The organism is Streptomyces sp. NBC_01622, from assembly GCF_045209635.1.
Lineage (GTDB): Bacteria > Actinomycetota > Actinomycetes > Streptomycetales > Streptomycetaceae > Streptomyces.
Map to the genome: position 1 here is coordinate 3,056,061 of NZ_CP109293.1, position 21,420 is coordinate 3,077,480.

The 21,420-nt window shown below is 74.0% G+C and carries 1 protein-coding gene (cut by a window edge); it reads right to left on the reverse strand.

Features of this window, described 5'->3' with window-relative positions; all coding sequences use genetic code 11:
* A protein-coding gene (locus OH768_RS13735) for a hypothetical protein (RefSeq protein WP_406453453.1) crosses the window boundary here: on the reverse strand, positions 1-21,420 show its 3' portion. 6,138 nt of this gene lie beyond the right edge of the window; 21,420 of the gene's 27,558 nt are visible here — the last part of the coding sequence; its start codon lies off the right edge, out of view — the gene reads right to left on this strand; its stop codon occupies positions 1-3.

Sequence of the window (21,420 nt, forward strand, 5' to 3'; positions counted from 1 at the left end):
TCAGTCGTCGCCCGGGGCGGGCGGGGTGACCGAGAACCGGTTGCCGTCGAAGTACAGGGTCAGCGGGGTGCCGTCAGCCGGGCCGAACCGGTCGGTACGACCGTCGGGGCCGAGCACCTGGACCGGTCGGCCGGTGTTCCGTGCGACCAGGGCCGCCAGGGTGGACGTGTAGGCGAGGGTGTCGTCGGGACGGGCCAGCACCAGGGCGAGGCGCGCGGGGTCGTCCAGTCCGGCCTCCGCCACGGTCACCGTGCCGTTCTGCATGATCGACTGGACGCGCAGTTCCTCGGTGAGGGCACCGATCTCCGCCAGCGCGTCGGTCGGCAGCGAGGTGTCAGGGGCCGGGAGTGCCGCGTCGTCGGGGGCACCGTGAGCCGCTACGTCCGCCTGGGCCCAGGTGAGGAGGGCGGCGTGCGGGTCGCGGGTGCGCGGCCAGGTGGGGGCGGTACCGGAAGCGGTGGTGCCGGGGGCGGAGACCGCGAGCAACTGAGCCAGTGAACGGGCGAACGTCTCGGGGCCCTGCGCCCGGGATACGGCGGGGCGATGACGGCCCTCCTCGGGTTCCTCGTCGGCCTCGGTCCCGGCTCCGCCCGGCCGGAACTCCGGTTCCTGGCGCGCTACTTCAGGCTCTGCCTCGGGCGTTGCCTCGGGCTCGACCTCCGGTTCGTTCTCCGGCTCCTCCGTCAGTCGGGCCGTCGGGCCGGCGCCGATGCGGGCCGGTGTCGGGCGGGGGGTGCGGCGGGGCCAGGCAGCCGGGGTGGCGGACAGGGAACCGGTCGGCAGGGGGGCCGTGCCGTCGCCCGCCGCCGCTCGCTGTGCCTCCAGGACGGCCACTACATCGCCGAGGTCCCGTTCCGCGTGGCGCTGCCGTGCCGCCTGCCGGGCCTGCTCGGCGAGCGCGTCGGTGATCTCCAGGCCGAGGGCGTCCAACTCCTCCTGGGCCGCGTCCCGCGCGGCGACCGTCTGGTCGTGGTGTGCGGTGGCCGCGGCGAGCGCCTGCCGGGCCGTGCGGTCCGTCTCGGCCGCCGTCGCGGCGAAGTTACGGGCCCGGGTCAGGACGTCTGCGGCGGTGCGGGAGGCGTCCTGGGCCAGGCCGAGCCGGCCCCTGGTGTCGTCGGCGGCGTGCCGGGCGGTCTCCACGGCGCGGTCGGCCGCCGCGGCTGCCGTCCGCGCCCGGTCCAGTGCGCGCTGCGCCCGGTCCCGGCGCGACTCACTCCGGGCGAGGGAACCGGGGCCGTCCGAGCCGGAGTTGCCCTCATCGCGAGCCGAATTCCCGCCCTGGTTCGACGAGTTGGCAGCCCGTTCCGCTGCCTCTCGTACGGCCTCCCGCGCCGCCGCCAGTTCTCCCTGCGCCGTCCGGACCGCCTCGTGGAACTCCCCCGCCGCCCGGGACGCGGCCGTCACCCGCTCGGTCCGGTCCTGGAGATCGGCGGTCAACTCCCTGACGCGGGCGCGCCGTTCGTGATCGACATCGGCGGCGTCCGTGGCAGCCCGTTCGGAGAGGACGAGTTCGTCGGCCGCGGTGTCCGCGGCGGCGCGGGCGTCGGTGACGTCCCGTTCCGCCTGGGCCACCGGACGTAGCGCCTCCTCCAGCGCGCGCCGGGCCTCCGGCATCCCCTCCTGGAGCTGGGCCTCCCGCGCCCGCGCGTCGTCCTCCGCCTGCCCGGCCGCCTCCAAGGTCCGTATCTGATCGCGTACGGCCCTCCATCCGGCGTCGTGCACGGCGTCGTCCTGAGCCTCGCCGTCCCGGGGCCGGCCACCCTGCCGCGCACCACCTCGACCCGCGCTGCTCGGACCCGCGCCGCTCGGCCCCCCGCCGTCCCGCTCCTCCTCACCGTGCTCCTCCGCGCCCGGCGTCCCCTCCGGATCCCCGTTCACGTCGAACCGCCGGAAGCGCACGCCCTCCCCGTCACGCAGCGCGAGTTCGACGGGGCGCCGTAGAAGCGCGGCCGTACCCGAAGCGGCGGACAGGGCGCGAGCCGTCCGGGACGGGCTGCCGTCCGTGGCCAGCCAGAGCTGGAGCATGGGGGCGGTGTCGGGCGCCAGGGCCTGGGCCGTCTCGATGCCGCGGGCCAGCAGGGTCGGAAGGTCGCGGAGCGGCACCGTGCGCCAGTCGCGCAGGACGTCGGCGGCGCGGCCGTCCGGGTCCTGGGCGTCGGCCGCCGCGCGGGTCAAGGACGCGCCGTCGTACACGCCCGGGTCGGTGCGCGGGGCGGTGACGCCGTGGCCTAGGAGGTCGCGCTCCAGGGGGCGCAGCCGGACCGTGCCGGACACGTACCGGGTGCCGTTCGGGCCGTGGACGGTGAGCAGGGCGTCGGCGAGGGTCTCGTGGCTGCGGGTGCCGCGCGCACCCTCCGGGGTGGTGGTGTTGCCGTGTTTGAACCACTCGCGGCGGGTGCCGGCGACGGTGGCGCCCGTGCCCGGGTCCTGCGCCTGGCGGGCCAGTACCGGCACGGTGAAGCCGAGCAGTTGGCGGTTGGAGTCGTCGGCGCTGAAGCCGCCCTGCGCCGAGAGGCCGCCGGTGAGGCCCGCGTGCGAGGAGGAGCCCGCGCTGACCGTGATGAGCCGCACCCGGTCCACCGTCACATCGCCGGTGTCGGTCACCGGGCGCGGCCGGTACAGCTCCAGGGTGAGCCGGGGCGGGGTGCCGGGAGGGCTCTGGAACGGGTAGGCGCCCGGCATCGAGGTGGTGAGGCCGGCGGGGCCGCGCGGGTGGTCCAGCGAGACCGTGCCCGCCTGGAGGAGTTCGCCGAGCCGTACGGCGGTGGTGTCCGCGGAGTCGGAGGCGGCGAGCGAGCGCCAGGAACGGGTCAGGGCAGGGGCCACCTCGCCGAGCGCGGCGGCGAGTTGGGTGCCCGCGTCGAAGCCGAAGACCGGTGCGGGGCCGCCCGGTGTGAAGCGGTGACCGGGTGCCGTCGGCCGGCGGTCGGACCGGCCCGCCGTCAACTGCCGCTCCAGCGCGGCGGGTTCGTCGGTCTCGCTGCCGGTGAAGCGCAGCGCGGCGGTGGCGTGCACGGTCGCGGTGCGCGCCGGGCGGCCGAGGAAGAGGTGGGCGATGCGGTCGGCGAGCGGGGTGTTCGCGTCGGTCAGGCTGAGCACGCCGTGCTGGATCACGCTGCCCGGCAGGTCCACCAGCCAGTCGGCGGTCGCCGTGGACCGTACGGTGGCGGTGATCCGGTACGGGACGCTGTCGAAGTCGGCGACGTTGTCGGTGCGCAGCCAGTGCCGGTCCTCGGCGGCGCGGGTGACCCGGGCCGAGTTGCCGCGCACCGTTTCGGCGCTGAGCAGGGCGCCCGCGCGGTCGGTGCGGGGGCCGCCGGTGGGCCTCGGCAGCCGGGTCTGGAGCTGGGCGAACCCGGAGTGCCGGGTGCTGTCGGCGGTCCGGTCGGTCACCGAGGACGGGGTGTGGCCGTGGTACTGCTCGATACCGGAGCCCGCTGCCGCCGGGTGGCCGCGCAGCAGTCGTAGCGCGTGCTCGTCGGCGTCCGGCCGCGCCGTGAGCGTGACCTCGACGAGGCGGGCGCCGCCGTAGCCGACGTGCCGGAAGCGGAAGCGCTGGACGCGGGCGGGGCCGCGGCCGGGCAGGGTGCGCAGGCCCGCCGTGGAGGTGAGGTCGGCGATGCGGGTGGCCACGCCCGGGAGGTACGACGCGTGCCCGGGCCGGGTGGTGCCGTAGGCCTCGTCCTCGATCAGGGTGAGGAGTTCCTGGCGCAGGGCGTCGCGGCGCGGCACCGTCCGTGTGGCGTCGGTGAACTGGTCCATCCCGTTGACGCTGCCGAGGCCCACTTCGCCGGAGGCGGCGAACCGGCGCGGCAGCGGCACGGAGCCCGTTGTCGCCTCGGGCACCGTGAGACCGGCCACCGGTGTGAACCATGCGGCGTGGCGCCGGAGTTGTGCCGGGGTGGCCAGGAACCGTACGGCGTCCGGCAGTTCGACCGCCACCGTCACGGTACGGCCCTCGCCCTGCCCGAACGCGTTGCCTACGACGTTGCGGCGGCCCCGTCGGAACGTCACCAGCAGGAGTGCGTCGGCCGTGATGCGGTGCTGGGCGCCGGCCTCGGTGGCCGTACGGTTCACGACCGTCGAGGAGGCCAGCGCCCGTGCCTGGTCGCCTCGGGTGGTACGGGTGTACCGGGCCGAGGGGTTGAGGCTCGGATGCCGGGGCGCGGTACTCGTCGTGGCGGCGCCCTGTTGCTGCTCCGGTTCGTCGGCGCGGGTGTGCAGCGTGCCGCCGCCGTCCATGCCGCCGATGTCTCCGTCGTTGCCCGCGGCCTGGTCGGAGCCCGGCGTCTGCACCGACGAACTGTTGCGGACGGCGGTGAAGCCGGCCGCCCACTGGGCGCCGTGGGACACCCCGCGCTGCTGCCCGGCCCCGTCGCCCGCGGCCAGCCCGGACTCGAAGTACTGCGTGAGCTCGCCCGACGCCCGCGGCCGGCGCAGGGCGCCCTGGATCTCCACCGACAGCACCTCGTCCGCGGCGAGCCCCGGCAGGGTGAGTCCCTCGACCACGTAGGCGCCCTTGAACACCTGGTGGCCGCGGGCCAGCAGGGCCGCGGGGCTGCGGGCGGCGGTCAGCATCTCCGCCGCCACCGTGGTCGGGTCGGTGGCGGCGGCGCCGGCCAGCGACTCGCCCACGGCCCGGCCGACGCGCGCCACCGGCGCGGGCGTGCGGTCCGCCACCGCGTCCCGGACCCCGTCCAGCAGGCCGCGCGCCGGGTGCCCCGCGTATGTGTTGCCGAGCACCGCGCGGAACGCCTCGTCCAGCGCGGCCGATGCCTGGAACACCTCCACCATCGAGTCGTCCGGCAGCGGTATCGAGTCGGGCCGCGGGGTGCCGTGCTCGTCGGTCAGTTCGAGCAGGGCGCGGTCGGCGTCGGCGGCGGCCCGCACGGTGTGCGCGGCGGGCTCCGCCGGGGCGGGCTCGTCGGCGGGCAGCGTACGGAGCGTCGGCACCGAAAGCCGCAGCGTCCCTGGCACCCGGTCCGGCGGCGGGTTCTGCGGGTCGGCGGCCGGTGCGCCGTGCGGTTCGTACGGCTGCACCACCGTCTCGTGGGCGAACCGCACCTGCGGCTCCTCCCCCGGCCCCTCGTACAGGTCGAGCGCCAGCTCGGCCGGGACCTCGAACACCTCGCTGCGCTGTCCCGCGCCGCTGCCGATGAACTGCTGGTCGTGTCCGAGGGACAACTGCGCACTGTTGTCGTGCTGCACCTGCTGGGAGCGCACATGGTCGCCGGTCCCGCCGAGGGTCCACGCGCCGCCGCGCACCGGCAGCCCGAAGGAACCGCCGGCGCCGTACGACGCCCCGTACTGCGAGCCGTTCGAGTCGCCGGCGACCGTCGACAGCGAGGCCAGGCCGATGCCCTGCACATCGGGCAGCACCGTGGTGTGCGTGCTCTCGCCCTCGCCGCGCACCGAGCTGAGCACGAGCCTCACCCGCCGGGTGCCGCCCGCGGTCGGGATCTCCAGGAACAGCGGGTGGCCGCCGTCCACCATGGCGTCCGTCGCCGCCCGGAGTCCGATCTGCGACCGGGTCTGCTCGAACCGGCGCAGATTGTTCAACTGGGCCTGCACCAGCGCCTCGTCGGGCAGCACCCGGTTGCGGGCGTTGGTGTCGCCGGGCAGGAAGCCCTCGCGGCGCAGCCAGTTGTAGGCGTGCACGAAGAGAGGTTCGGTGCCCGTCACGGCGAGCGGTGTCGCGTTGGTGCCGATCGACCGCAGATGCTCCAACTCGGCGGGAAGGCGCCGCAGTTCGTCATCGGCCGGGGCATGGCCCCGGGCGTCCTCGGCGGTCAGCAGCCGCAGATGCATCCCGCGCGGCCAGTCGCCGGGCTCGAAGCGCTCCTGCCCGCCGCCCGGCCGATGCAGCACCAGGGTGTGCCGTACCGTCGCCGGCGCCAGCAGATGGCCGCGGTTGGTGCGCACGGCGTGCATCAGTGCCGCGCCGGCGCTCTGGGTCAGCGCGTCGTTCGTCCCCGCCTGGACGGCGACCCGCCCCAGCACACCGCCGCCGACCCGCCGCGCAGCGTCCGGGTGGCCCTCGCTGTGGTCACCGGTGAGTGCCGGGCCGACGCTCCCGGACAGGGACACACCGCTGCTGAACCTCGACTGGGCCTCGATCTTCACCACCTGCGTCAGGTGGCTCTCCAGATTGATCTTCCCGGGGACGCTCTGCCGCAGCGGCTCCCCCACCTCCACCTCGGTCAGCAGCTGGAACATGCCGACCGCGCGCCCCGACTCGTCGAGCAGCACCGGCGAGAAGACCCCGCCTTCCCGCTGCATCGGCAGGGTGCCCCGCAGCAACGGCTCCGACAGGAACGTCTCCAGTTCCGCGAGGGAGTCCTCGTGCAGCGTCCGCAGCCGCGCGTCGAAGCGAGTCAGCGTCTCCGCGAGCAGCCGCCCCGGCTCCGCCACCGTGTCCACGCCCCACACCGGAAGGTCGCCCAGACCCGCCGCCGCGGGCAACTCCCCTTCCTCGTCCCGCGCCAGATGCTGCGGGAACCAGAAGGTCACCGGCCCGTGCGACTGCGACACCCCCCAGGTGACGGGCGCGGCCAGCGCCGGAGTGTCCAGCCGTACGTCCCACAGGGCGGTGAAGTCGTACGGCTCCGAGGGCTCGTTGCTGCGCTGGGCCGTCGTCGACTGCACCACCGTGGTCACCGACGCGGAGGACGAGAGCTGGTTCAAGGTCAGCGCGAGCGTCAGCGCCACGTCGACCCCGCGCACCGGGATCGCCCGGGTCACCGGGAACAGCGCGGTCCAGGGCAGCAGCAGGGTACGGATGTTGCCGGACGCCTCCGTCGACACCGACTCCTGGCTGCCGATGCCGCGCCGCTCCACCCTTACGTCCCGCTCGGCGCCCTCGGCCTGCCCGTACCGGGCCGAAGCGACCGGGTTCGCGAGCCGCATCCGCAGGTCCACGTCCCGGTCCCGGCCGTCCACGCGCAACGTGATCCGGAAGCCCAGACTGCCGCGCAGATACGGCAGGTTGATCACCAGCGTCTCGGCGCTCGCCACGGTCCGCAACTGCTCCCGCACCGGATGCGTGTCCGCCGCGCGCGCAAGACCGAGCGCCGTCATCACCTGCTGGTGCAGCCCGTTCACCACGGCCGCCGACAGGGGTTCGAGGTGCACCAGGCCCACGTTGCCGTCCAGTTGGGAGCCGTAGGCGAGGACGAACGTCGAGGAGGGCGGCGCGACGGGGGCGTTGGAGGTGGGCCAGGTGAGGGTGGTGTCTGCGGGGATGGGGGTGGTGTCGGGGTCCTGGGTGGGGCCGTTCGCCAACTGGCCTGTGTGGTCGTGGAGTTGAGGTCCGGTCGCCGTGACGTTCTCGATGGTGCGGAGGTAGCGGTGAGGGATGTGGACCGGGCCCTGAGCGGTGGTGGCCATGAGGCCGGTGGTGTGGACGGTCGTGCTGTTGGGGTGGTTGCGCAGCAGGAAGTCGTTGTCGCGCTGTTCGTCGGGCAGGCCCAGGTAGTGCAGGGCCTCGTGGAGGAGGTCCGCATCCGAGTGGCCCAGGTCGAGGTGGAGTTGGTCGGCGCGGGCCGGGTCGGTGGAGTCGGTGAGGGTGATCGCCTCGGGGTGATCACGGTCGCTGATCAGGTTGAGGGTGACGTGGAGCTGGTCACCCGAACCGGGCAGCTCCAGACCGGAGTTGAGATGCGTGTCCAGAAGACCGGTGATGCGGTCCTTGAACTGCCGGGTGAGAGCAGGGTCGTTGGTGGTGACCGGGAGGTTGAGTGTGTAGTCGCGGACCCACTGGCCGTTGGGCGCCTGGATACGACGGATGCTCGTACGGACAAGAGTCGTCGCACCGCTGAGAACACCGGGCCGGGGCGGGCTGGACTGGTCCGCGTGCGGATCGAACCGCTCCGTGCTGTGCACGGCCGGACGGGCATACGCACGCAGGCCGAACCAGGAACCCTTCGGCGCCGGATCCGCGACACGCGACGCAGGCCGGTCGTCACCGGCGTCACGGATGGGCGCGGGACGGTAACGGCCGTCCGGCAGAAGGCTGTTGGCGTCCTCCGGACCCCGGGGCGCCTTCGACGAAGTGATGGCCGGCGTGCGCGCGTCGCTGGCGCTGTAGTGGTTCAGCCCCGTGTAGTGGACCTCCAGCGCGGGCGTGTTGGTGGTGGTCGGGCCGTAGCGCAGCACGATGCCCCGCGGGCCGCCGGTCGCGGTGGTGCCGGCGAGGGCGGCGGGCATCGGCTGGAAGACGTGGATGGGAGCGCCGAGGGTGTCGGCGAGCAGCGGCAGGAAGGTGTCGCCGACCGGGTGCGCCCAGGCGGCCGACCAGTTGCGCACCGCGCGATCGAGCACGGCCTCCTCGTCGGCGCTGAGCGGGGCGGTGCTCCGGTGGTACCCGGCGATCAGCAGCGAGCGCCGCTCGTCCGGTGTCATCGTGGCGAGCGTCGGCAGCGCGTCCACCGCGCGGAGGTAGGCGAACATCCGCCGGTTGCTCGGCGCGGCGCCGGCCGGCGGGGTCGGGGCACCCGGCGCCGATACTGCCTGCAGATAGCGGGTCTGGAGGTCGACCGGGTCCAGGTCCTCGGCCTGGGTCACGCCCTGAATGCCGTACTGGACCAGCTCGTTGTCGATCTGGGCGGCGGGCATGCCCTGCACCGCCGTGGTGAAGTTGCCGACGAGGGCGCTCCGGAGCTGGCCGAGCACCTGGGGCGGGAGCGGCCTGCTGCCGTCGCGGGCCGCCGCCAGCCGGGTGAGCACCAGGTTCTGCAACTCCCGCTGGGCGGCACGCAGATGGCCTGATCCCCGGTTCGTCGTCTGCGGGTGGGCCGTCACCGTGGTGAGGGTCTGCCGTACGTCGTCGGGCCGGGCGAGCCAGGCGGCGGTGCCCGGGGCGAAGGCCGGATCGGCCTGCCGCAGGTGGGTGCGGACCAGGTGCGGTGCGCTGCCGATGACGGCGTAGAGGAGGCAGTTGCCGTCGCCGGGGGTCGGGACGGCGTTGCCGGTGGGGGCGACGTACGGGGACGGCGGGGTGGCCGGGGTTGTGGTGGTCGCGGCCGTGGCCGTTTTCTTGCCGGGGGCCGACTTCTTGTCGGCCTTGTCGGTCTTGCTCGTCTTGCTCGTCTTATCCGTTTTCGCGCTGCTCGTACCGGACTTGACCGGTCCGCTCTTCTTCGGCCGCTGTTTCGCCGGGGTCGGTGTGGGCGTGGATGTGGATGCGGCCGTGGTGGTGGCGGGCGCCGGCGTGTGGGTCTGGCCGGCGGCCGGGAGGGGGGCGGGCCGGCCGTCGGGGGTGGGCCAGCGGGGCGGGGTGGTGGCGAAGGTGGTACGCAGCGACTGTTCGGGGGTCGGCGCGCTGTCCTGGACTGCGGTGGACAGGCCCGGCAGCGCGGCAGTGGCCGAGGTCTGGTCGGCGGCGGCCTGCAACTGTGCGGTGACGGCGGCGACGACCTGCCCGTTGCGCCGGGCGACCTCGTTCTCGGCCTCGGTCACCTCACCCTGGGCGTCGGCCTCCTCCTGCCTGGCGTCCCGCAGGTTGCCGGCCTGGCGGACCACGTCCGCCGCGTCCTGCTCCGCCTCCTCCACGGCCTCCTCGTGGTTCTCCTCCGCCTCGGCGATACGGTCCGGGCCGAGCTCGACGATGCGCTGCGCCCTCGTCAACGCCTGGCGCTCGGTGGCGAGTTGGGTCGCGGCCTGCTGGATCGCGTTGTCGGCGGCGACGATCGCCGGGACCACGGCCCGCACCCGGGGGTCGGCGGCTACGTCGGGCGCGGGGTCGTGGGAGCGCGGGGCGCCGGGCGCGACGGGGGTGGGCGCAGCCGGTACGGGGGCGGCGCTCGACTGCCCGTTCCGCGCGGCCTGTTCGGCTGCGGCGGCGCGTTCGGTGCGTACGGCGTTCTCGGTCCGCGTCAGCCGGGCCAGGGCCGTCTGGAGGTCGTGGCGGCCCTTGGCCTCGTCCCGCACATGCTGCTGGATCACCGACGGCAGGGTGGCGACGGTCCGCTGGGCTTCCGCGTAGTCCCGCTTCAGCCGCGCCACCAGCGCCTCGGCCTCGCGCGCGGCCTGGTCGGACGCGGCGGACTTCTGCGTCGCCCGCCGGTGCACGTCGATCGCGTCCGTGACCGTGCGCTGCGCCTCCTGATGGTCCGCTACGGCGGTGGTGTGCGCCCGGTTGGCCAGCTGAAGGGCGACGGTGAGGCGGTTGAGGAGCTGCGGGGTGTCGGTGAGGGTGTCGGTGGCGGTGTGCAGGAGTTCGGCCTGGGCATGGAAGGCCGTCCACGCGGTGACGAGGTCCGGGTCGGCGGTGACGAGGGCGCCGTCGGGAGTGAACTCCCAACGGCGGACGCCCTGTTGGTCCCGGGTCATCAGTTCCAGCGGGCGGTTGCCGAGGACGGCGGTGCGGGAGGCCCCGTAGAGCGCCTGGCCGAGATGGGTGCCCTGCGGGTCGGCGCCGAGGGCCGCCCAGAACTGGACGCCGTGACTGCCTACGGGGATCGCGGCGTGCAGGCGTTCGGGCAGGGTGTGCGGCTGGGCGGTGGTCCAGTCGGGGACGAGTGCGGGCAGGTCGTGGACGTTCGGCGGGGTCTCGGCCGGGGTGAGCAGACCGTGGCCGAGGAGGTCGCGTTCCTCGACGCGGAGGGTGACGGTGCCGGTGACGTGGCGGGTGCCCTCCGGTCCCTCGACGAGCAGATGGGCGTCTACGTCGACGACGTAACTGCGCGTGCCCCGGGCCCCGTTGGCGGGTGCGGAGGTGCTGCCGGACTTCAGCCAGTCGCGACGGGAACCGGTGGTGGTGCCGCCGAAGGTGGAGGGCTGGGTCTGCCGCTGGGCGAGCGGCACGCTGATCCCGGCGATCTCGTGGTTGTCGTCGTCGCCGCTGAGGAGGTGCGTGTACGAGGTGGCGAGGGAGTGGTCGGCGCCTGCGGCGGTGCTGACCGTGTCGGTGGTGTTGTGCAGCTGGTCGAGGGTGACGTCGTCGGCGTGCGTGGAGCGGCGCGGGTTGTAGAGCGTCACCGCGATCGTCGGGGGCTGCTCGGGTGCTCCTTCGAAGGGGGCGGTGCCGGGCATCTTGCGGGTGAGGTCGGCGGCGAGCCGCGGGCGGTCGAGGGCGACCCGCCCGGCCTGGATCAACTGGCCGAGCCTGACGGCCTGTCCCTCCACCGAGACCGAGGTGATCTGAGCGTGCCAGCCGCGTCCGCCGCGTGGCGCCACGTCGTTGAGGGCCGTCTCCAGATGCGCCCAGCCGTCGAAGTGGAACGCCGGGGTGGGGCCCACCGGGTGGAACATCTGCGCGGGCACGAGATACGGGCCTGCGGCGGGGCCCGCCGGCCGCACGGTGTCGCGCGGGTCGGCACCGGAGACGGCGGACGGGGGGTTCGCCCGGGCCGGGCCACCGGGCGGGGTGGTCTCGGTGCCGGTGAAGCGCAGCGTCAGCCGGGCCGGCACGGTGCTGGTGCGCGGGTTGCCCCGGGCCAGCAGTTGCTGCGTCCACTGGCGTACGTCGCCGTCCGCGTCGGCCCAGGCGATGACGCCGTTCTGGATGAGACCGCCGATGACGTTGGGCGGCCAGTCGGTGACCAGCGCGGAGCGGACGGACAGCTCGTAGTCGTACTCCAGGCCGTCGAAGTCGGCGCCGTTGTCGGTGCGCAGCCAGAAGCGGTTGTCGGCGGTGGTCGCCCGCCGGGTGGAGACGCTGGTGGCGGACTGCGGGGTGAACACGGGCGCCGCGCGGTCCGTCTTGCTGGGGTCGGGGCCCTGGTTCGGGCGGAGGTAGCGGGTGGTCAGGGTGACCGGGAGCTGCGTCTGCCGGACCGAGGCGCGGGTGGTGGTGCGGCCGGCGGCGGTGTGCGACTGCCACTGTTCGAGGCCCGAGCCGGGCGTCGAGGAACCCCGGACGGCGGCCAGGTTCTGGGTGCGCCGGGGCACCGCCGTGACCGTGACCTCGACCAGCCGCTCGCCGCCGAAGCCGTGGTGGCGGAAGTGGAAGCGGGTGGTGGCCCGGCGCGGGGTGCCGTCCGGACCGCGGCCGGGCAGCGAGCGCAGTCCGGCGGGCGAGGTGAGCTGCGCGACCCGTCCGTGCACACCCTGCTGGTAGCCGGAGTGCCCGGGGGTGACCGCTCCGGGCGCCTCGGCCTCCACCAGGGCCAGCAGTTCGCGCCTGATCTGGCCGCGCCGCTCCCTCGGGTTGACCGGCCCCAGCGGGATCTGCCCGGCGGCGGGCCCGGTCGTGGGGACGGGGGCGGCGACGGGACGGTCGTACTCGATGACCGAGAGGACTCCGCCGAGGCCCAGTTCGCGGTTGCGGCTGTACGGCGCCGGGAGGGGCGCCGTCAGGGCCGGGGCGGGCGCCGGGGTGAGTCCCTGCACCGAGCCCATCCACCGTGCGTCGCGGGCCAGTTGACCCTGTGTCATGAGGAACTGGAGGCCGTCCGGGACGTCCACCGCGAAGGTGACGGGGTCGACCGTGCCGGTCTCGCCGACGCCGTTGAGCAGGGTGCGGGAGCCGGCCCGGACCGTGACCACATAGGTGACGTCGGCGACCACCCGGTGCAGGGCGCCGCTCTCCGTGGGGGTGCGGTTGACGCCGGTACTGGCGGCGAGCGTGTCGGCGGTGTCGGTGCGGGAGACGTGGCCGAGCCGGGCCGACGGGTTGAAGAGGCCCTTGTACGACTTGCCGCTGGTCTGGCTGGTGGAGACCGAACCGTCCGACTCCGGGCCGGTGTTGCCCTGCCCGGCCGCGTTCGCCGGACCCGCGGGCCGCGACGGCGGGTTCTGGGTCAGCACCCCGCTCCCGCCGAACTGGTGCGACTTTCCCAGGGACTTGAGCTGCTGGGCACTGTCGGTGGCGGAGACACCGGTCTCCAGGTACTGCCGGGTGGTGTCCAGCAACCGGGGCCGGTGCGCGACGGCCTGGATCTCCAGCGAGTACTGCCCGTCCGCGAGCGTCCCCGGCAGACTCAGACCCTCAACCACATAGGAATTCTTGAACAGTTCGTGGCCGTGGGCGACCAGACTGCCCGGTGTGATCGCGGCGTGCCGGGTCTCGGCGGCGCGTGTCGTGCTGTCCGTCAACCCGCGCCCGGCGAGCGGGGAGACACCGTCGCGCGCGGGCGGGGCGGGGGCGGGAGCCGGGGCCGTACCGGTGGTCGCCGGGGCGGTGACCGGGAGGATCGGGCCGGTGCCCGTGGTGGCGGGGGGCGTCGGCTGTGCCCGGCGGCGGATGTCGGCGGCGGCCCGCTGGAAGACCGACTCGATGGCGGCGGCACCGCGCACGGTGTCGATCAGCGCGTCGTCCGGTATCCGCACCAGCTCCGGGCGCGGGACGCCGTTGGCGTCGGTGCCGTCGAGCCGGGCCCTGTCCACCGGGTTGGTCCGGCGCGGCGGACCGTCGGCACGTGCGGGGCGCGTCGCGGCGGTCGTCGCAGGGGCCGTTGCGGGAACCGCCGAGGGCGCGTGGGTACGGCCGTCCGGCACCGCGAGCCGCAGCGAGCCGGCGACCGTCGGCGCGTGGACGACCGGAGGGGCGGGGACGGCGGGAACCGTACCGGTGACGGGAGGCGCGCCGGTGACAGCGGGCGCCGGGGCGACGGCCGGGGCGGCCGGGGTGACGACCGGGGCCGGGGCCGCCTGCCGGTTCACGTTCTGCCCGAACCGCTCGCTCGGCCGGTCGCCGCCGTCCGCGTACAGGTCCAGCGCCAACTGCACCGGCACCGCGAACTCGTGGCTGTCCTGACCGGTGGCGATGAAGAACTGGTCGTGCCCGGTGGCGCCGCCCACGGTGTCGCCGTGGGTGACCTGCCGGCCGTACTGATAGTCGGCGCCGAATCCGATGGACCCCCAGGGGCCGGTCGGTCCGCTGACGCTGCCCATCGGTCCGAGCGCGCCGCCGTAGGACTCGCCGCGCTGCTCGGCGTCGCTGCCCGCCATCTGGGCCAGGCCCATGACCTGGATGCCCGGCAGGACCAGGTTGTGGGTGCTGGCCTGGGCGGTGTCCCGGGTGGCGGTGAGGAGCAGCCGGACCCGGCGGACGCCGGTGTCGGTGCTGTTCGGCACCTCGAAGTGCAGGGCGTGGCCACCGTCGACCATCGCGTCCGTGGTGGCGCGCAACCCGGTACGGGAGCGGGCCTCGCGCAGCCTGCGCAGATTGTTGAGCTGGGCGTGCAGCCGGATCTGATGCTCGGGCTCGTGGTCGCGTACCGCCTGCTGCAACCGCCCGCCGATCCCCGTGGGGCGCGCGGCCGTGGGGGCGGGCGGCAGGAAGCCCTCGCGGCGCAGCCAGGTCTCGGCCTCGTCGAACAGGCCGTCCGTGCCGGTGACGTCGAGCGGCGCCGCGCTCAGCCCGATGCCGTCCAACCGCTCAAGCGAGTCCGGGAGTTCACGCGTCTCGGCGGGGGTCGGCGCATGTCCCGTGGCGTCCGTCTTGCTCAGGACCCGCAGGTCCATGCCGTGCGCCTGGGTGAGCGCCGGAGCCGCCGTCTCGGTGCCGTCCGGGCGGATCAGGGTGACGTGGTAGGTGACGGCGGAGGGGGTGAGCAGATGGCCCCGGTTGGTGCGGATGGCGTGCATCGTGCCGGCCGAACTGCTCGCGCTGTACGTGTTGGTGACGGTCGCCTGGGTCTGCCCGCGCAGGCCCAGGCTGCCGCCGATGGTGCTCGACGCGTCCGGGTGCCCCTGACTGTGGTCGCCGGTGAGGGCGGCGGCACCGCTGCCGCTGACCCCGATACCGCTGGTGTACCGCGACGAGAGGTCGACCCTCGCCGTGTTGACCAGGTGGCTCTCCAGGTTGATCTGGCCCGGTGTGCTCTGCCGCAGCGGGGTACCAACAGTGGGCGCGGTGACCAGGTGCAGCATGCCGACCGCGTTGCCGCCGGCGTCGGTGATCACGGGCGAGTAGATCCCGCCGTCGACCTGCATGGGCAACGTGCCGCGCAGCACCTGCTCGGAGAGGAAGTCCGAGACCTGCCCGGCGGCCGTGTCGTCGAGATCGGGGCGGAAGGTCTGGCGGACGTGTTCGTACAGGGCCCTGGGGTCGATGACCGAGTCGACGCCGTAGAGCGGGAGATCGGCCGTCGCGGCCGGCGCGGGCAGCGAACCGGGCGCCGGGTCGGCGGTGGTGAGGTGCCGGGGGAACCAGATCGTGGTGGCACCGTGCGACACCGGCGCGCTCCACCCGCCCGTCGTCGCCGGGACGGTGGCAGGCGCGGTGACCGCGGGGCCGTCGACACGTACCCGCCAGTGGGTGGTGAACTCCACTGGATCGGAAGGCTCGTTGGATCGCTGAGCGGAGGTCGTCTGGACGGCCTGGGTGACGGTGGTCGCGTCGCTGGCCTGGTTGTGGGTGATGGCCGCCGTCAGCGATCCGTCGATCGCCCGCACCGCGGTCGGGGCCGTGATCGGCCAGGATCCGGTCCACGGCACCTGGAAGGTCCGGTACGTCCCCGACGGCTGACTGGAGAAGTTCTCCCGCGTCCCGAACCCGCGCCGCTCGACGTGCTTGTCAGGATCCCGCGTGTCGAAACGCCCCTGCCGCAACGAGGTCCGGGCCTCGGAAAGCGTCAGTTGTACGTCGACGGTGTGATCGTGCCCGTTGACCCCGACGGTGACACGGAGACCGCCGTTCGAGCGCAGATACGGCAGTTGAAGCGCGAGACTCTCCCGGCTCAGGGCATCCCGCACCTGCGCGCGCACCGACTCGGGCGGGTTGTCCGCGTCCAGCCCGAGCGCCGCGTAGACCTGACCGTGCAGCCCCTCGATCACCTCGTCGGCGAACGGCTCCGCGTACACCAGCCCGACCGTCCCGTCCGGGACCGCGCCGTAGGAATTCACGTAGGAGGACGGGAGTTGGGTGCGCGCGGGCGGTGGAGCCGTCGGGGCCTGGGAAGCGGGCCAGGCGGGGGAAGTGTCTGCGGGGATGGGAGTGGAGTCGGGGTTCTCGATGGGGCCGTTTGCCAACTGACCTGTGTGGTCGTGGAGTTGAGGTCCGGTCGCCGTGACGTTCTCGATGGTGCGGAGGTAGCGGTGAGGGATGTGGACCGGGCCCTGAGCGGTGGTGGCCATGAGGCCGGTGGTGCGGACCGTGGTGCTGTTGGGGTGGTTGCGCAGCAGGAAGTCGTTGTCGCGCTGTTCGTCGGGCAGGCCCAGGTAGTGCAGGGCCTCGTGGAGGAGGTCCGCGTCCGAGTGGCCCAGGTCGAGGTGGAGTTGGTCGGCGCGGGCCGGGTCGGTGGAGTCGGTGAGGGTGATCGCCTCGGGGTGATCACGGTCGCTGATCAGGTTGAGGGTGACGTGGAGCTGGTCACCCGAACCGGGCAGCTCCAGACCGGAGTTGAGATGCGTGTCCAGAAGACCGGTGATGCGGTCCTTGAACTGCCGGGTGAGAGCAGGGTCGTTGGTGGTGACCGGGAGGTTGAGTGTGTAGTCGCGGACCCACTGGCCGTTGGGCGCCTGGATACGACGGATGCTCGTACGGACAAGAGTCGTCGCACCGCTGAGAACACCGGGCCGGGGCGGGCTGGACTGGTCCGCGTGCGGATCGAACCGCTCCGTGCTGTGCACGGCCGGACGGGCATACGCACGCAGGCCGAACCAGGAACCCTTCGGCGCCGGATCCGCGACACGCGACGCAGGCCGGTCGTCACCGGCGTCACGGGTGGGCGCGGGACGGTAACGGCCGTCCGGCAGAAGGCTGTTGGCGTCCTCCGGACCCCGGGGCGCGCTCGACGGGGTGATGGTCGTCGGGTCGACGACGAGGGGAGCCGCGTCGGTCGCGCTGTAGTGGATCAGGCCTGAGTAGTGGACCTCGATGACCCGGGTGGCGGTGGCCGGTCCGATGAGGGAGACGGTGTTGGTGGTGGGCGACTCGCCCTGCCGCAGTACCTCCACGGCCAGATCCAGGGTGTCCGCCAGCAGCGGGAGGAACAACTCACCCTGGTTGCTCTCATATGCCTGTGCCCAGTTCCCGACGGCGTGGACCGCGTGGGCCAGTTCGGCGTCGGTGAACTGCACGGTGCTCTCGGTGTAGCCGTGCCCGAGCAGCGTGCGGAGCTGTGCGTCGGAGAGTTCGTCCGGTGTGGGCAGCCGGCCGGTGTCGCGCAGATACGCGAACATCTCCCGGACGCCGGGCGCCGCCGGGCCGATCGTGTCGTCCGCGGTCAGCGCCTCGATGTAGCGCGTGTCGAGATCGTCCAGCTGCTCCGGCTCCGTCACGCCTTCGATGCCGTACTCGCGGAGGGTGGTGAGGAGTTCGGGCCGGCCCATGGTCGCCGTGCGCGCCTCGAACCACCTCACGAGCGTCTGCCGTACCTGGCCCACCACCTCGTGCGGCAGCGGGCGCTCGCCGCCGGCGAGGAACAGCCGGTCATCGGCGAGGTTGCGCAGCCGGTCCGCCGCGACCATCAGATGGTGGCCGGCCTGGGGCATCGGGGAGGTCCCCTCCTCCCAGTGGGTGAACTCGGCCAGTCCGGCGCGGACTTGGCTCGGCCGGCTGAGCCAGTCGTAGGTGTCCGGGGCCTGGTCGCGCAGTCCGGGCAGCGCGTCGCGGACCCGCTCCGGGTCGGTGCCGATGAACGTGTAGAGGATGCACCGGCCGTCGCCGCGGGTGTCGACCGGAACGCCTCGGGCCGGCCGCACCTGGAAGGCCGGGGGCAGGGATGCGATGCGGTTGGGTCCGGGCGACGTGTGGTCGGTGTGGTCCTGCGCCGGCTCGGTGGAGTCGCCACCGGAATGTTCCTGCGCGGGCGCCTTGCCCTTGCCCTTGGCTTCGCTCTTGCCCTTGGCTTCGCTCTCGCCCTTGGCTTCGCTCTTGGCCTTGGCTTCGTCCAGGGTGAGGGGGGCGGTGTGCCGCGCGCCGGGGGGCGGTGTGTTGCCGGTGGAGGGACCCGCCGTGCGGGGGCGGCCCGAGCCCGGCCAGCGCGGGGCGGCGGAGGCCAGCGTCGAGTGCGAGGTGGGCAGTGTCGAGGGGCCCGCGGCCAGCACCGGGCCGGCCGCCAGGGTCAGAGCCGTCTGCGCGTTCGTCCGGCCGAGCGCGGCGGCGTCACGGCTGCGGAGGGCGTTGTCGATCCGGGTGTCGATCTCGTGGAGCGTCCGCTCCGCCTGCTCATGGATCTCACGGGTGTCCTCGTGGACCCGGGCGGCGTCCTGTGCGCGTCCGCGAGCTGTGCCGGCGTCGGCGCGCAGGGTGCCGGCCGTGGCCTTGACGCCCGGGAGTTGCGTGCGTGCCTCCCCCAGGGCCTCCTGGTCGCGCTTCAGCCCGGCCTCGGCGTCCCGGAGCGCGCCCTGGTCCCGCTCGAGTCCGGCCCGCACCCCGGCGAGATCGGCGTCCAACTTGCCGACCTGGGCTGTGACTTCGTCGATCTGCTGCGCGAGACGGGTGTCTACGGCGGGGGCGGGGGCGGTGTCGTCTCCGACCGGCGGTGCTACGGCCGTCTCCGGCCCGGGTCCGGCGTTCTCCGGGTCGGCCGAGCCGGAGGTGCCCGGTGTCGGGGGTGCGGCGGCGCGGTCGGTGAGTTCGGTCAGGTTGCGCCGGGCGGTCCCGAGCTGGGCGCGGAGACGTAGTTCCTCGCGCTCGCCCTCGGAGACCGCGTCGCGGAGCGGGCCGATCGTGCGGTGGGTCGCGGAGATCCCGCCGGCCAGGGTGTCGATGCGGGTGGTGAGGTCGTGGAGGTTCTGCTCGGCGCGGTCCGCCTCCTGCTCGGCGGTGGTCGCGGCCGTATGGGTCCGGTCGGCCTCGGCCGCCGCGTCCGTGAGCGCGGCGGCCGCCTCGTTCAGGGCCTCCTCCGCGCCGGGTCGCAGCGCCCGCTGCCCGGCTTCGTCGCGGAGCGCCGCGGCGTGCCGGCCCTCGGCCTCGTCGAACGCGGCGGCGGCTGCTTCGAACCTCGTCCACGCCTGGTCCAGGGCTACGACACCGGTGGTGGAACCCGGCGCGGTGTCACCCGTCGCCGTCCGCGCCGTGGGCGGGCGGGTGAGTGTGCCGTCCGGGTCGAGGGACCAGATGCGCAGGCCCTCGGGGCCCCGGGTGACCAGTTCCACCGGACGGCCGTTGGCCCGGGCCACCCGTGAGGCGCCGTAGAGGGACAGGGCCAGGCGGGAGCCGTCCGGGTCGGGGCCGGTGGCCACCCAGAGCTGGTATCCGTCGTCCGTGGGGTCGACGCCGTCGGACAGGGCGGGCCGCACATCCCGCAGCGGTGTCGTCGCCCAGTCCTCCGGCGCGGTGTCGGTGCCGGCGGTGAGCAGGGCGGGGAGGTCGTAGACGCTGGGCACCGGACGGGGGTCGGTGATGCCGTGGCCGAGGGCGTCGCGCTCCTCGACGCGGATCGTGGCCGTACCGGTGACATGGCGTACGCCGTCGGGGCCGGAGACCTCGATGTGCACGTCGGCGCGGACCTCGTAGCTGCGGGTGCCGCGGCCGTCGGCGGGGAGGCTGGTGCTGCCGGTCTTGAGCCAGTCGCGGCGCCCGCCGGAGACCGTGCTGCCGAAGTCGCTGGCGTCCACCGGGCGTTGGAGCAGCGGCGGGGTCGCGCCGAAGAGGTTGCGGTCGGGGTCGTCGGCGCTCCCGACGAACGGCAGGGACAGTCCGGTGGTGGTGTCGCCGCCGGAGACCGTGCTGCTGTTCTCCGAGCTGATCCGGAGCCGGTCGATGGTCACGTCGCCGCCGTCGGAGACCACCCTCGGCCGGTACAACGAGACGGTGAGCGTGGGCCGTTGGTCCGGCGCGTTGCCGAGCGGGTACGCGCCCGGCATCGTCGGCAGCATGCCGCCGACCTGGCGGGGTGTGTCCAGCGAGAGGGTGCCGGCCTGGATGAGTTCGCCGAGCCGTATCGACGCGTTCTCGTCGGAGGTCGAGGCCGGCAGGGAGCGCCAGCCGCGGCCGGTGCCCGGGGCCACCTGGTCGAGGGCGGTGTACAGCTGGCTCCAGGCGTCGAAGCCGTAGACCGGGACGTTGCCGGTCGGCTGGAAGAGGTCCGCCTCCCGCAACGCTGTTGTGCCGGCGGTCAGTTGGCGGGGGTCGACCCGGGACAGCGAGGGCGGCGTGGGATCCGGCAGCGGCCGGCTGTCCGTCTCACTGCCGGTGAAGCGCAGGCTCACCCGGGCCGGTACCCGGACCTGGCCGCCGAATTCGCCGGCGAGGGTGCGGCGCAGCCAGGAGCGGGTCGGCGCGTCGGCGTCGTCCCACGCGATGACCCCGCGCTGCACCAGCGCGCCCAGTACGTTGGGCGGCCAGTCGACGACCAGCGTGGAGCGGACCGTGGCGACCAACTCGTAGTCCAGGTCGTCGAAGTCGGCCGCGCTGTCGGTGCGCAGCCAGTACCGGTCCTCGGCGGTGCGCCCCTGCTTGGCGACCTTGTTGGAGGAGGTGACCAGATGCGCGGAGGGGCCGAGCCGGTCCGTGCGGTCGTCGGTGTCGGGGCGGGTGAAGCGGGCCGTCGGATTGAAGGTGAAGCGGTGCTGGCGGCCCACCGGGGCGGAGAGCGAACGGCCGTCCGCGGTGTGCGAACCCCACTGTTCTATACCGGACTTGTCACCCGGCACCGCCGTGCCCCGCAGTGCGCCGCGCTGCACGGCGGTGGTCGTGGGGCGGGCCGAGAAGGTCACCTCGACGAGGGCCGAACCGCCGAACCGGTGGTGCCGGAAACTGTATGTGGCCTGTCCGTTGCCGCGCCCGATCAGCGCCCGTTTCCCGGCGACCCCGGTGTTGTCGGCGATCAGCGCGGCGACGCCGGGCAGGTAGGAGGCGTGGCCGGGGGTCATCACGCCGGGGGCGTACCGGTCCACCAACTCCCGTACGTCGTGCTGGAGTCGGGAGCGCTGCTCGGTCTGCGGGGTCGCCGTCGGGCCCGTTCCCGGGTCGGAGAGTTCGGTGACCGAGTTGACCGTGGCCAGGCCGAGGGTGGCGTCTCGGACGTAGCGCTCGGGCAGTGACGGGCTCGCCTGCCCGGTCGTCGACGGGGCGGGCGGCTGGGGCGTGACGGCCCCCATCCACCGTGCGTCGCGCCGGAGTTGACTCTCCGTCATCAGGAACTGGAGCCCGCGCGGCACGTCCACGGCGAGCTTGACGGTCTCCGCGGGCCCGAACCCGAGGGAGTTGGCGAGCACGTTGCGGTGTCCGGACCGTACGGTGATCACGTAGGTGACGTCGGCCGTGACCCGGTGCTGGAGGCCCGACTGGGTGGGCGTCCGGTTGGTGGCGGTGGTGCTGGTGAGGGTGTCGGGCCGGTCGGTCTTGCGGTCGTACTGGTAGCGGCCGGACGGGTTGAAGCGGGACGGTGTGCGGGCCGGGGCTGCGGGTTGCCCGGGCACGGGGGTGGGAGCCGGCGGGTTGTTCTGGGTCGCCGAACCGCCGAGGCCGAACTGGTGCGTCTTGCTGAGGCCCTTGAGCTGCTGCGCCGTGTCGGCGGCGGAGATGCCGGTCTCCAGGTACTGGTTGACGCTCTGCGTCAGCCGGGGCGTGTGGGCGACGGCCTC